This is a genomic window from Geodermatophilus sp. URMC 63 (genome assembly GCF_053502565.1).
Map to the genome: position 1 here is coordinate 2,497,207 of NZ_CP199956.1, position 12,849 is coordinate 2,510,055.

A 12,849-nucleotide genomic window follows, 5' to 3' on the forward strand; every position below is an offset into this window, starting at 1 on the left:
GTCCGGATGGCCGGCCGTCGAGCACGGAGGACCGTCGGAGCCCGCGGCTACGGTCGGGCCGTGGACCGCGTGCGCTGTGCGTGGGGCGACAGCGCCCCGGAGTACGTCCGTTACCACGACGAGGAGTGGGGCACCCCGCTGCACGGCGACGACGCCCTGTTCGAGCGGCTCTGCCTCGAGGCGTTCCAGTCGGGCCTGGCGTGGATCACCATCCTGCGCAAGCGGCCGGCCTTCCGCGCCGCGTTCGCCGGGTTCTCCATCGACGCCGTGGCGCGGTTCGGTCCGGACGACGAGGCGCGGCTGCTGGCCGGCGCCGGCATCGTCCGCAACCGCGCCAAGATCGCCGCCGCGGTCCGCAACGCCCGCGCCGCCCAGCAGGTCCCCGAGGGGCTCTCCGCGCTGCTGTGGTCGTTCGCGCCGCCGGGACCGCGCCCGCGGCCGGCCACGCTGGCCGACGTCCCCGCCACCAGCCCCGAGTCGGCGGCGATGGCGAAGGAGCTCAAGCGGCGGGGCTTCGTCTTCGTCGGACCGACCACCGCCTACGCGCTGATGCAGGCCACCGGCATGGTCGACGACCACGTGAGCACGTGCTTCAGGGCGGCCCCCGGAGCCACCCGCCAGGGGGCCCCGGTTGGTGCCCCGACCGGGATACGGGATCATTGGTCCCGGAGCTCACTGCACGAAGGACAGCCACACCGCAGCCGCACAGGGTCGCGGGTGGCCGGCGAAGGAGGCACGCATGGCGGCCATGAAGCCGCGCACGGGTGAAGGTCCCCTCGAGGTCACCAAGGAGGGGCGCGGCCTGGTCATGCGGGTGCCGCTCGAGGGCGGCGGTCGCCTGGTCGTGGAGCTGTCGCCCGACGAGGCCGCGGCGCTCTCCGAGGCCCTGAAGGGCGCGACCAGCTGAGCGCCGGAGCGCAGCTGCCCCCGGGCAGCCCCGCGCACGACGACGCGGCCCCGGCCGCCGGCAGCACGCCGGCGACCGGGGCCGCCCCGTTGCCGCGGGTCGACCTGCTGACCACCCTGCCCGCCCTCGGCGAGGACGACGTCCTGGCCGTCCCGGTCGGCGCCGACGGCGCGCTCCCCGCCTGGCTGAGCTCCCCGGCGCCCGGCACCCCCGCGCCCGTGCCGGCCGAACTGCTCGCCGGCGCCCTGCGCGACACCGGCAACACCGGCCGGGCCGGCACGATCACGAACCTGCCCGTTCCCGGCCGCCGCCCGCGCAGCGTCGTCGCCGTCGGCCTGGGCGACGGCACCCTGCCGCACCTGCGCGGCTACGTCTCCACCGCCGTCCGCCGCGCGCAGACGCTCGCCGAGTCCGGCGCCACCCGGCTGGTCCTGCCCGTCGACGGCGCAGCCGGACCGGCCGGCACCGACGAGGTGCGCGCCGCCGTCGAGGCCGCCCTGCTCGCCGGCTACCGCTTCCGCGAGACCTCCACCCCGCACCCGGCGCGCCTGGCCACGGTCGCCGTCGTCGCCGCCGACGGCGCCGACCCGGCCGTGGTCGCCGCCGCCCGGGCCGGGGAGGTCACCGGCTCCGCCGTGGCCTGGGCGCGCGACCTGGTCAACACCCCCAGCAACACCAAGGACCCGGCGTGGCTGGCCGAGCAGGCCGTCCGGCGGCTGTCCGGCCTGCCGCACGTGACGGTCACCGTGCTCGGACCCGAGGAGCTCGCCGACGGCGGCTTCGGCGGCGTGCTCGCCGTGGGCGGTGGCTCGGCGTCCCCACCGCGCGTCGTCGTGGCCGCCTACGAGCCGCCCGGCGCCGGCCCCGCCCGGCCGGTGCTGGTCGGCAAGGGCATCACCTTCGACACCGGCGGCATCTCGATCAAGCCCACGGCCGGCATGCGGGAGATGAAGACCGACATGGCCGGCGGGGCCGCGGTGCTCGCCGCGCTCGACGCCGCCGCCCGCCTCGGGCTGCCGGTCGCGGTCACCGCCGTCGTCCCGGCCGCGGAGAACGCGGTGTCGGGCTCGTCCTACCGGCCGGCCGACGTCGTCCGGCACGTCGGCGGGCGCACCACCGAGGTGCAGAACACCGACGCCGAGGGCCGCATGGTGCTCGCCGACGGCCTGGCGTGGGGGCGCCTGGAGCTGGGCGCCACGGTGCTGGTCGACGTCGCCACGCTGACCGGCGCGATGAAGGTCGCGCTCGGCACCCGGACGGCCGGCCTCTACGCCACCACCGACGGGCTGGCCACCGCGCTGTCCACCGCGGCGCTGCACGCCGGCGAGCGGGTGTGGCGGATGCCGCTGGCCGAGGAGTACGCCGACCTGCTCGACAGCGCCGTCGCCGACGCCAACAACGCCCCCGGCAACCCCGGCGGCACGACCGCGGCGCTGTTCCTGCGGCCCTTCGCCGGCGACCTGCCCTGGGCGCACCTGGACGTGGCCGGTCCCGCGCGGGCCGGCTCCGACGACGCCGAGGTGGTCAAGGGCGGCACCGGCTTCGGCGCTCGCACCCTGCTGCGCTGGCTGGAGGCCGGCGCCCCGCTCGACCCGCCGCCCACGGTGGCCGACTGATGGACGACGACACCGGCGTCGTCTTCCCCGTCGGCCCCGACGGGCGGCGCAGCACCGCGGCGGTCGGGCGTGCGGTGGTCGCCGACGCGCTGCGCCCGGTCGACGCGGTCGGGGCCCGCGCCGCCGAGCAGGAGACCAACTGGCGGGCCGGCTACCTCGTGCACTTCCGGCGGCTGGTCGAGGCCGGGCTGGCCTCCCCGGAGGCGGCGCTGACCATCGCCGGCGCCGGGCTCGACGCCGTCTCCCGCCGGCTGCGGGTGAGCGGCGAGGACGGCGAGCAGCCGCTGGACGCGCTGCGGACCGCGCCGGCCGGCCGGGTGCTCGCCACGCGCGAGGTGACCGGGCAGGCCGAGCCCGAGCGCGAGCTCACGCTGCCCTTCCACGGCCGGCGGCTGCGCGGCGCGGAGCTGCAGCGGCGGCTGGACACCTGGGTCGAGTACGGCGTGATGGAGCCGACGGCGGCCGAGGCGGTGCGCACCGTGGCCGCCCACCCGGAGTGGCTCGCGCTGCCCGGGCGCACCGTGGCCGTGCTCGGCGCCGGCGCGGAGATGGGGCCGCTGACCGCGCTGCTGCGCTGGGGCGCCACCGTGGCCGGCGTCGACCTGCCCCGGCCGGACCTGTGGCGGCGGGTGCTCGACACCGCCCGCCGCGGCGCCGGGAGGCTGCTGGTCGCCACCGGCGGCGACCTGCCCGCCGGCGCCGGGGCCGACCTGGTGCGTGAGGTGCCCGCCGTCGCCGACTGGCTGGCCGGGCTGCCCGGCGAGCCGGTCCTCGGCGACTACGTCTACGCCGACGGCGCGCTCAACGTGCGGGTCTCGGCGGCCGTCGACGCGCTCACCGTGCGCCTGCAGGACGCCCGGCCGGAGACGGCGCTGGCCTTCCTCGCCACCCCCACCGACGTCTTCGCCGTCCCCGGGGAGGCCGTGGCCCAGTCCGTACGCAACTACGCGGACCGCTCGCGGTTCGGCAAGCTCGTCGGCCGTCCGCTGCGGACCCTGTCCGCGGGCCGGCTGCTGCAGCGGGCCTACGTCCCCGGCGCCGACCCCGGCATCAGCGACGACCTGGTCGCCCAGCAGGGCCCGAACTACGCGCTGGCCAAGCGGCTGCAGCGGTGGCGGGCCACGGTCGCGCGGGCGGCCGGGACGACGGTGTCGATGAACGTCGCGCCGCCCACCCGCACCCGCTCGGTGGTCAAGAACCGTGCGCTGGCCGCGGCCTACGCCGGCGCCCACCGCTTCGGCGTCGAGGTGTTCGAGCCCGCGACGTCCAACGTGCTCATGGCCGCCCTGCTGGTGCACGACCTGCACACCGGCGGCGGCCCGCGGCACGAGCACCCGTGGCAGGACGAGGCGCACGCCGCCGTCCACGGCGGGCTGTGGCGGGCGGCCTACGCCCCGCGCAGCGTGCTGGGCCTGGCCGCCGTGCTGGGCCTGGGGGCGGCGCGCGGCTGAGGACGCCGCCGCGTCCCCGACCGGGCCGCCGCGCCGGGGCAGGATGCGCCCGTGCCGTCGTCCCGTGCCCGCCGTCTGGCTCCGCTGCTCGTGGCCCTCGCCGTGGTCGCCGTCGCCGGCCTGGTGCTGCTGGCCGCGCGCCTGCCGACCGCCTCGGACGCGGCCGGGATCGGCGTGCCTCCGGCGCCGGACCCGACCGCGGCCGCGCCGGTGCCGACGACGCCGTCCCCGGCACCCGCCCCGGTGCCGGCGCCGCCCACGACCGCGGCGCCCACCTGCTCGCCGCTGGGTCTGCTGGTGACCGCGGGCGGGGTCGACGCCGGTCTCGGCCACCGCGCGGTCGTCGTCACGGTCACCAACTGCGGCGACCGGCCGCGGGAGGTCACCGGCTACGCCGACGTCGCCGTCCTCGACGGGGCGGGCCGCCCGCTGCCGTTCACCGTGGCCCACGACTCGACCTACATGGTCCGCGACCCGGGACCGGCGCCGCTGGTGCTGCAGCCGGGGGAGAGCGCGGTCACCGGCGTCTCGTGGTCGGCCACGGTCACCGACGGCGGGCTCACCGAGGGGCAGGCGCTGCGCGTCGTCCCCGTGCCCGGCGACCCCGGCCAGGTGCTGCCGATGTGGGTCGACGCCGGCACCACCGGCGAGATCGGCGTCGCCGCCTGGGCGACCGAGCTCGCGCAGTAGGGCTCACTCGCCGACGACGCCGTCGACGGCCTCGCGCAGCAGGTCGGCGTGCCCGTTGTGCCGGGCGGTCTCCTCGAGCAGGTGCAGCAACACCCAGCGCAGGCTGAACCGATTCCCGGTGCGCAGCGGCACCGCCGACAGCGCGTCCAGGTCGCCGGTGGCCGCCACGACCTCGTCGGTGCGCCGGCACGCCTCCCGGTAGCGCTCGCGCAGCACCTCCGGCTCCAGGTCGACGGCGGCGTGCCACTCCCAGTCCCGGTCGGCCGACCAGTCGACACCGGCCCACGGCTCGGGCGCCGGCCGGCCGGCGAAGTCCTCCACCGACCACGACTCCTCGACGTAGGCCAGGTGGTACAGCAGCCCGGCCAGGGTCATCGACGACGGCGGGAGCGTCCGCGCCAACTGCTCCCGCGTCAGGCCCTCGGTCTTCAGCAGCAGCGTCTCGCGCTGGTAGGCGAGGAAGCCGGTGACCTGGACGGTCTCGGAGGCGTCCTCCGGCGGGTCGGTGCGCACCCGCCGACCCTCGCACGGGCCACCGACGGCGGTCCTCCCGCGCGGGGTCCCGGCCGGCGCTGACACCGGGCCCCGAGCCGTGCCAGCGCCGCGTGCGGGCCGTGCCAGCGCCCTCCTCCACCGTCGACGCCGACGACGAGAGGAGAGCTGCATGACCACCGTCATCGAGGCCGAGGGCCTCACCAAGCGCTTCGGCGACACCCAGGCACTGGCCGGCGTCGACCTGTCCGCCCGCCAGGGCACCGTGCTGGGGGTCCTCGGGCCCAACGGCGCGGGCAAGACCACCGCCGTCCGGTGCCTGGCCACCCTGGTCCGGCCCGATGCCGGCCGCGCGCGGATCGCCGGCCACGACGTCCTCGCCGACCCGGCCGCCGTCCGGTCGGTCGTCGGGCTCACCGGGCAGTACGCCTCGGTCGACGAGGACCTGACCGGCACCCAGAACCTGGTGCTCATCGGCCAGCTGCTCGGCCTGCGCATCCGCGACGCGAAGGCGCGGGCGGCCGAGCTGCTCGAGTGGTTCGACCTGTCCGAGGCCGCCGGCCGCACCGCCAGGACCTACAGCGGCGGCATGCGCCGGCGCCTCGACCTGGCCGCCAGCCTGGTCGGCCGGCCGTCGGTGGTCTTCCTCGACGAGCCGACGACGGGCCTGGACCCGGCCAAGCGGGAGGAGATGTGGGACGTCGTCCGCCGGGTCGTCGCCGACGGCGCCACCGTCCTGCTGACCACGCAGTACCTGGAGGAGGCCGACGCGCTGGCCGACGAGATCACCGTCATCGACCGCGGGCGGGTGATCGCCCACGACACCCCCGACGGGCTCAAGCGCCACGTCGGCGGTCAGCGGCTGCGGGTCCGGCCGGTCGACGCCGGCCGGCTGCCGGAGGTGCGTGCGCTGCTCGGCGAGCTGACCGGGGTCACCCCGGCGGCCACCGCCCGCGGCGGCGAGGTCGCCGAGGTGCAGGGCGAGCAGTCCCGCGGCGGCGTGCCCGACCGCGCCGATGTGCTCGGAGTGCGGCGCCGGCACCGACAGTCCCGCGAGGACGGCGGCGAGCGCCTCGTAGCCCGCGCGGACGCCGTCCAGGTCGCCGGCGGCCATCGCCACCGAGCCCGTGGTCGCGGCCACGAGCACCGAGCGCAGCACCTCGACCGCGCCGAGGGAGCGCGCGGCCCGCATCGTCGCGAGGTGCCGCCGGGCGCCCTCGACGTCCCCGGCGCGCAGCCGCAGGTCGGCCAGGCGCATGGTCACCAGCAGGTGGTCGCTGGTGCCGCCGAGTTCGCGGACCAGCTGCTGGGCCCGTTCGTAGTCCTCGGCCGCGCCGGTGAGGTCGCCGTCGAGCGTGCGCACCTGGCCGCGCCCCGACAGCAGCGCGCCGATGCCCCAGCGGTCGCCGAGCTCCTCCCACTCGGCCAGCCCGGTGGCCGCCTCGGCCCGCAGCGACGCCAGGTCGGCGTCGTTCTGGGCGAACGCCATCCGGATCAGGCGGGCGCTGGCGCGGACCCACGGGTCCTCGGCGGCGAGGGCCCGCTCGAGCAGCGGCGCGGCGTCCTCGGGTGCGCCGGCCATCATGAGCAGCAGCGGCCGCAGCACCGTGAGCGCCGGACGCAGTCCCTCGACCGGTGCCAGCCGGTCGCTGAGCAGGCGCAGCCGCGCTGGTTCCCGGCCGGGACGGCCGTCGGAGTCCGCGTACGACGTCATCATCCCCCGCATGGCGTCGGCGAACGGGGCCAGCGGGGAGTCGGCGGCGCCGGGCAGTGCCAGAACGGCGCCGATCCAGCGCACCGACTCCCGCTCGTTCTCGCGGAGGGTCCAGTACCAGGACAGGTCGACGACGAGCTCGAGCGCGGCTGCCGCGTCGCCGGTGTCGACCAGGTGCCGCAGCGCGAGCAGCACGTCCTCGTGCTCGGTGTCGAGCACCCGCAGCGCCTCCAGCTGGGCGGGGCCGCGCAGCAGCGGGTCGCACCGGGCGGCGAGCGCGGCGTACCAGCGGGCGTGCGCGTCGCGGGCGGCCGCGGCCCGGCCGTCCTCGGCCAGGCGCTCGGCGCCGTACTCGCGCAGCGTCTCGAGCATGCGGAAGCGGGTGCCGCCGGGGGTGTGCAGAGTGGTGAGCAGCGACTTGTCCACCAGCGCGGCCAGGACGTCGGCCAGCTCGTCGCGGGCGGCCCCCGCGCGCCAGGACGGGCAGACGGCGGCGACGGCGTCCTCGGTCGCGCCGGAGGCGAACACCGAGAAGTGCTCGGCCACCTCGCGCTCCCGGGCGCCGAGGAGCTCCCAGCTCCACTCGACCACCGCGCGCAGCGTCCGGTGCCGCGGGGTGGCGGTGCGCCGGCCGCCGGTGAGCAGCCGGAAGCGGTCGGCCAGCCGGCCGGCCAGCTCCGCCGGCGTCAGCACCCGCAGCCGCGCGGCGGCCAGCTCGATGGCCAGGGGCAGCCCGTCGAGCCGGCGGACCACCTCCACCACCGCGTCGTCCACGGTCACGTCGGCCGACACCGCCCGGGCACGGTCGAGCAGCAGCCGGACGGCGGGGCTGGCCGCGGCCTCCGCGGCGGTCGCGCCCTCGGTGGGGACGGCGAGCGGGCCGAGCGGGTGCAGCGTCTCGCCGTCGACGCCGAGCGGCTCCCGGCTGGTGGCCAGCACCCGGACCCCCGGGCAGCGGCCGAGCAGGTCGGCCACGAGGTCCGCGGCGGCGTCGACGACGTGCTCGCAGTTGTCGACGACGAGCAGGCAGCGCGCGTCCCGCAGGTGCGCCACCAGCCGCGCCTGGGCGTCGCCGCGGTGCCGGTCGGTGTGCTGGTCGGGGAGCGCGACCTCGCGGACGCCGAGCGCGTCGAGCACCGCCTGCGGTACCGCTGCCGGGTCGCCCACCGGGGCGAAGCTCGGTCAGCCACACGCCGTCGGGGACGGCCGGCCGGGCGGAGTCGGCCAGCACCTGCACGGCGACCTCACCGGCCAGCCGGGTCTTGCCCGCGCCGCCGGCGCCGACCACGGTCACCAGCCGGCCGGCGCCGAGCCGCTCGCGGACGGCGCGGACGTCGTCGTCGCGGCCGACGAAGCTGGTGACCGCCGCCCGCAGGTTGCTGCCCGGCCGCGGGGGCTCCTCGTCCAGCCGGAGCAGGGCCAGGTGCCGGTCGCGCACCTGCGCGGAGGGGTCGGTGCCGAGGCCGTCGGCCAGCGCGGCGCGCAGCCGCTCGTAGGCGGCCAGCCCGTCGGCGGGACGGCCCGCGGCGGCCAGCGCGTTGAGCAGGACCGCGGCGAGGTCCTCGCGCAGCGGGTGCTCGGCGGTGAGCTGCTCGAGGACCGGCAGCGCCTCGGCGGCCCGGCCCGCGGCGACCAGCCGGGCGGCGCGCTCGCGCCGGGCCCCGAGGTGCAGCTCCTCCAGCGCCGTCCGGGGGCCGGTCGCGTCGGGGGAGTCGTCCTCCTGCAGCGGCCGGCCGCGCCACAGCGCCAGCGCGGCGTCCAGCGCGGCGAGCGCGGCGGCGCCGTCGGGCTCGGTCCCGGCAGCGGTCACGAGGCGGGTGAAGCGGACGGCGTCGACGTCCTCGGGGTCGACTGCGAGCCGGTAGCCGGCCGGGGACTGCTGCACCAGCGCCGGGTCGCCGAGGGTGCGGCGCAGGCGTGAGACCAGCGACTGCAGCGCGTTGGCGGGGTCGGCCGTGCCGCCCTCGGGCCAGACGGCGGCGGTCAGCGCGTCGCCGGAGACCCACGCGCCGGCGTCGACGGCCAGGCGGAGCAGCAGCCGGCGCAGCCGCACGCCGGGCACGGCCACGGGGCGGCCGTCGGAGGTGACCTCCAGCGGCCCGAGGTAGCCGATCCGCACGGCGGGGAGTCTCCCACTCACGCGCCCGCCCCCGGACCGGCGCGGGGAGCGCATCGGGTGCCGTCCTCCCTCACCGCAGCGCGTCCTCCCTCACCGCGCACCGTGCGGGAGGACACGTCATGATCAGGTCACCTGATCATCGCCCCGGCCCCAGCGCCCTGGCCCCCCGGCGTCGGGTTCAGGCGGGGCCCACCAGGCCGGCGACGATCTCCGCCGACAGCGCGACCAGCGGCAGCCCGCCGCCGGGGTGCGACGACCCGCCGACCAGGTAGAGCCCGCGCACCGGCGCCGCGTTGCCCGGCCGCATGAAGGCCGCGCGGGCGCCGTTGCTCGACGTGCCGTAGATCGAGCCGCCGACGCTGCCGGTCTCGCGGGCCAGGTCGGCCGGGGTGCGGGGCACGCACCAGCGCAGCCGGTCGCGGACGTCGAGCCCGCGCGCGGCCATGACGTCCAGCACCCGCGCGGCGTACCGGTCGGCCAGGCCGGGGGCGTCCCAGTCGACGCCGCCGTCGGGGTCGTGCCGCGGGGCGTTGACCAGCACGAACCACGACTCGCTGTCGTCGTCGGGCCGGGTGGCGGGGTCGTCGGGCGCGCTGACGTAGACGGTCGGGTCGGGCACCGGGCAGGGGACGCCACGGTGACGGCCGGTGCCGAAGACGGCGTCGAACTCGGCGTCGTAGTCGTCGGGGAAGAGCACGGTGTGGTGCGCCAGTCCCGGCGTGCGGCCGCGCAGCGCCAGCAGCAGCACGAACCCCGACAGCGACGGCGTCGCCCGGGTCAGACCGCGACGGACGGCGCGGGTGCGCCGGTCGGGGGGCAGCAACCCGGCGTAGAGGGCGGTGGCGTCGGCACCGGAGACGACGACGTCGGCGGTCATCTCCCCGCCGTCGGCGAGCTCGACCCCGGCCACCCGCCCGCCGTTCCGCAGCACCCGCCGCACCGGGGTGCCGGTGCGGATCTGCGCGCCCCGGTCGCGCGCGCGGTCGGCCACCGCCTCGGCCAGCCGGTGCAGCCCACCGCGGACGTACCAGGAGCCGAACGCCTGCTCGACGTAGGGGACGGTGGCCAGCACCGCCGCGGCGCGGCGCGGGTCGGAGCCGGAGTAGGTGGCGTAGCGGTCGAGCAGCACCCGCAGCCGGGGATCGCGGAGGTAGCGGGCGCCCAGGCCGCGCAGCGTCTGCCAGGGCGCCACGGTGCCGACGTCGACCGGGTCGCGCGCCAGCCGGGCGAGGGTGGCCGCCCCGCGCAGCGGCGAGCGCAGGAACGGCTGCTCGGTGATCGCCCACATCGCCTCGGCGCGGTCCAGCAGCGCCCGCCACTGCGCGCCGGCGCCCTCCCCGAGCGCCCCGTCGAGCGCGGCGGGGACCTGCGCGAGGTGGCCCGGCACCGCCAGCCGGGTGCCGTCGGGGAAGAGGTAGGCGACGGCGGGGTCGAGGCGCTGGAGGTCGAGCGCGTCCTCCAGCGGGCCGCCGGTGGCGTCGAAGAGGTCGCGGTGCACCTGCGGCAGGGTGACCAGGCTCGGACCGGTGTCGAACGCGTGCCCGTCGCGGGCGTACCAGCCGAGCTTGCCGCCCACGCCGTCGGACTGCTCGAGGACGGTGACCCGGTGGCCCAGCGTCGCCAGCCGCGCGGCGGCGGCCAGACCGCCGAGCCCCGCGCCGACCACCACGACCCGCGCCACGCCCCCACGGTAGTGCCCCAGGTCAGGGCCACGACCGGGTGACGGCCGACTGGCGGAACCACTCCGTCCGGCTCACGATCACCTCAGCAGCGGGGCTGCGGGCGGGAGGAGGCGGCATGCGCGTCGGAGCGGCACCGGCCGTCCTCGCGGCCGGTGCCCTCCTGCTGCCCACCGGGTGCTCCGACGTCCACCTGCCCGAGGTCGAGGAGGTGGCCGGGGACTTCGCCGCCGGCGACCCCCTCGACCGCTGCGCGCTGCTCACCGAGGCCGCCGTCGAGAGCCTCGAGCACGAGGAGCCGGCCGGCTGCGCCACGGCGCTGCAGGACCTGCGGCTGGGGACCGGCGGGGTCGAGTCCGCCCAGGTGTGGGGCACGGAGGCCCAGGTGCGGCTCACCGACGACACGCTCTTCCTCACCGAGACGACCGACGGCTGGCGGGTCGCCGCAGCCGGCTGCACGCACTCGGACGAGGACCGCTACGACTGCCTGGTGGAGGGGTCGTGAGCTCCGTCCGTGCCGTCTTCCTGGCCTACCTGCTGACCGTGCTCGGCGGCGTCGCCTACTGCGTCGTGCTCGCGCTGCTGGGGCGGTGACACCGGTGCCGCGCCGCCTCCGGGACAACGGGCTGAGCCTCGCCTTCGGTGCGCTGTTCCTCGTCACGCTCGTCGGGCAGGCGGTGTCCGGGGCGGCGGAGGAGAGCGAGCAGCGGCTCGGCCAGGGCCTCGACCCGGTCTCGCTCGTCGACTACGTGACCTCGTCGTCGTTCGCCGTCGACGTCATGGAGAACTGGCAGTCGGAGTACCTGCAGTTCTTCCTCTACGTCTTCGCGACCGTGTGGCTGGTGCAGCGCGGCTCGGCGGAGTCGAAGGAGCTGGACCAGGTGGGCACGGAGTCCGACGAGGAGCAGCGGACGGGCCCCTCCGCCCGGAGCGACTCGCCCCCGTGGGTGCGTGCCGGTGGCTGGCGGGCGACGCTGTTCTCCCGCTCGCTGGGCCTGCTGATGGGTGCGCTGTTCCTGCTCACCTGGGGCGCGACGTCGGTGGCGGGGTGGACGGCGTACAACAGCGAGCAGCTGCAGTCGCACGCCGACCCGGTCAGCTGGGCCGGGTACCTCGGCCGCGCCGACTTCTGGAGCCGCACCCTCCAGAACTGGCAGTCGGAGATGCTCGCCGTCGGCTCGATGGCGGTGTTCGCCGTCTACCTGCGTCAGCGGGGGTCGCCGGAGTCCAAGCCGGTCGGCGCCCCGCACGGGGACACGGGCGAGACGGGGTGAGCGCCGAGCAGCCGGGCCAGCGCCTCGTCGGAGGCGGCCAGCGCGGCGCGGTCGAACGTGCTCCCGGCGGCCACCAGCTCCGTGGCGCCCGTCCGCTCGGCCAGCTCGGCCAGCCGCGCGGCCACCTGGTCGGCCGTGCCGGCCACCGCCGCGGCCGCGGTCCGCTCCAGGTGCCGCCGCTGGACCCCGCTCATCGGGGCGGCCCGGACCGCCGCGACCGGCTCCAGCGGCAGGAAGACGCCGGTGGTGCGCGCCTGCGCCATCGCCCACGCCTCGGGCAGCAGCAGGTCGGCGGCCTCGGCGGCGGTGTCGGCGACGAGCACGTCGAGGCTGATGGCGACCTCCGGCTCGGGCGCCTGCGCCGAGGGGCGGTAGGTGCGGCGGTAGCGGGCCAGCGCCTCCCGGCCCGGGCCGGGGTCGCCGCCCACCCCGAGCAGCGGACCGCCCACGACCACCGGCAGGCCCAGCTCCGCGGCGACCTCCAGGCCGCGGTCGGTGGCCAGGACCACCAGGCGCACGTCCCCGGCGGGGCGCGGGTGCAGGGTGATCTCCGCCGTCCCGGTCACGTAGGCGCGCAGCTCGGCGAGGTCGGCGGCGAAGTCGCGCTCGGTCTCGCGCAGCGCCCGGCGCACCGGCGGGGTGAAGCCGGGGGAGCGGCCCAGGCCGAGGTCGACCCGGCCCGGGGCGAACGCGGTCAGGGTGGCGAACTGCTCGGCGACGACGAGCGGCTGGTGGTGCGGCAGCATGACGCCCGCCGAGCCCAGCCGGATGCCCGTCGTCCGGCCGGCGACGGCGGCCAGCAGGACCGCCGGGGCGGCACCGGCGATGCCGGGCACCCGTGGTGCTCGGCCACCCAGAACCGCTCGTAGCCCAGCCGCTCGGCGGACACCGCCCGCTCGACGGTGCC

The 12,849-nt window shown here is 77.9% G+C and carries 11 protein-coding genes and 1 pseudogene; 8 read left to right on the forward strand and 4 right to left on the reverse strand.

Features of this window, described 5'->3' with window-relative positions; genetic code table 11:
• The first annotated feature begins 60 nt into the window (after window positions 1–60).
• From ACWIZO_RS12200 to ACWIZO_RS12220, 5 genes are all read left to right on the forward strand, one after another.
• Window positions 61–768 (forward strand): DNA-3-methyladenine glycosylase I, encoded by a 708-nt coding sequence (locus tag ACWIZO_RS12200; protein WP_448642702.1) that lies wholly within the window; start codon window positions 61–63, stop codon window positions 766–768.
• A complete protein-coding gene (locus ACWIZO_RS12205; RefSeq protein ID WP_012947303.1) occupies window positions 740–907 on the forward strand; it encodes a DUF3117 domain-containing protein in 168 nt (55 codons plus the stop codon). The genes ACWIZO_RS12200 and ACWIZO_RS12205 overlap by 29 nt, the downstream gene beginning before the upstream one ends.
• Before the next feature lie 89 nt (window positions 908–996).
• Window positions 997–2,523 carry a leucyl aminopeptidase family protein gene (locus ACWIZO_RS12210; RefSeq protein ID WP_448642703.1) on the forward strand — a complete coding sequence of 509 codons (1,527 nt, stop codon included), beginning with the start codon at window positions 997–999 and terminating at the stop codon, window positions 2,521–2,523.
• Entirely contained in the window at window positions 2,523–3,974 is a 1,452-nt protein-coding gene (locus ACWIZO_RS12215) for a hypothetical protein (protein ID WP_448642704.1), read from the forward strand. Before ACWIZO_RS12210 ends, ACWIZO_RS12215 begins: the two co-directional genes overlap by 1 nt.
• Before the next feature lie 51 nt (window positions 3,975–4,025).
• Window positions 4,026–4,664, forward strand: a complete 639-nt coding sequence (locus tag ACWIZO_RS12220; RefSeq protein WP_448642705.1) for a DUF4232 domain-containing protein — start codon at window positions 4,026–4,028, stop codon at window positions 4,662–4,664.
• Between the two features lie 3 nt (window positions 4,665–4,667).
• Here ACWIZO_RS12220 and ACWIZO_RS12225 read toward each other — a convergent pair whose 3' ends face one another.
• Window positions 4,668–5,177 (reverse strand): DinB family protein, encoded by a 510-nt coding sequence (locus tag ACWIZO_RS12225; RefSeq protein ID WP_448642706.1) that lies wholly within the window; start codon window positions 5,175–5,177, stop codon window positions 4,668–4,670.
• A gap of 151 nt (window positions 5,178–5,328) precedes the next feature.
• Between ACWIZO_RS12225 and ACWIZO_RS12230 the strand changes: the two genes are divergently transcribed.
• On the forward strand, window positions 5,329–8,232 hold the full coding sequence (locus ACWIZO_RS12230; protein WP_448642707.1) for an ATP-binding cassette domain-containing protein: 2,904 nt from the start codon (window positions 5,329–5,331) through the stop codon (window positions 8,230–8,232).
• Between the two features lie 109 nt (window positions 8,233–8,341).
• Here the strand turns inward: ACWIZO_RS12230 and ACWIZO_RS12235 are convergent.
• Window positions 8,342–9,043 (reverse strand): annotated as a pseudogene (locus tag ACWIZO_RS12235) (AfsR/SARP family transcriptional regulator); the annotation flags it as partial.
• Between the two features lie 124 nt (window positions 9,044–9,167).
• Window positions 9,168–10,670 (reverse strand): phytoene desaturase family protein, encoded by a 1,503-nt coding sequence (locus tag ACWIZO_RS12240; RefSeq protein WP_448642708.1) that lies wholly within the window; start codon window positions 10,668–10,670, stop codon window positions 9,168–9,170.
• A 116-nt stretch (window positions 10,671–10,786) separates the two neighbouring features.
• Here ACWIZO_RS12240 and ACWIZO_RS12245 point away from each other — a divergent pair, with 116 nt between their 5' ends.
• Window positions 10,787–11,173, forward strand: coding sequence for a hypothetical protein (locus ACWIZO_RS12245; RefSeq protein WP_448642709.1), 387 nt, complete (start codon window positions 10,787–10,789; stop codon window positions 11,171–11,173).
• Window positions 11,174–11,267: 94 nt separating this feature from the next.
• Window positions 11,268–11,942, forward strand: coding sequence for a DUF6766 family protein (locus ACWIZO_RS12250; RefSeq protein ID WP_448642710.1), 675 nt, complete (start codon window positions 11,268–11,270; stop codon window positions 11,940–11,942).
• Here the strand turns inward: ACWIZO_RS12250 and ACWIZO_RS12255 are convergent.
• Window positions 11,876–12,778 (reverse strand): MsnO8 family LLM class oxidoreductase, encoded by a 903-nt coding sequence (locus ACWIZO_RS12255; protein ID WP_448642711.1) that lies wholly within the window; start codon window positions 12,776–12,778, stop codon window positions 11,876–11,878. The genes ACWIZO_RS12250 and ACWIZO_RS12255 overlap by 67 nt on opposite strands.
• Window positions 12,779–12,849: the final 71 nt, after the last annotated feature.

Excerpts from the sequence above, each read along its gene's own strand:
- ACWIZO_RS12205 (WP_012947303.1), top strand. The coding sequence starts at position 740 with ATGGCGGCCATGAAGCCGCGCACGGGTGAAGGTCCCCTCGAGGTCACC.
- ACWIZO_RS12215 (WP_448642704.1), top strand. The coding sequence starts at position 2,523 with ATGGACGACGACACCGGCGTCGTCTTCCCCGTCGGCCCCGACGGGCGG.
- ACWIZO_RS12230 (WP_448642707.1), top strand. The coding sequence starts at position 5,329 with ATGACCACCGTCATCGAGGCCGAGGGCCTCACCAAGCGCTTCGGCGAC.
- ACWIZO_RS12245 (WP_448642709.1), top strand. The coding sequence starts at position 10,787 with ATGCGCGTCGGAGCGGCACCGGCCGTCCTCGCGGCCGGTGCCCTCCTG.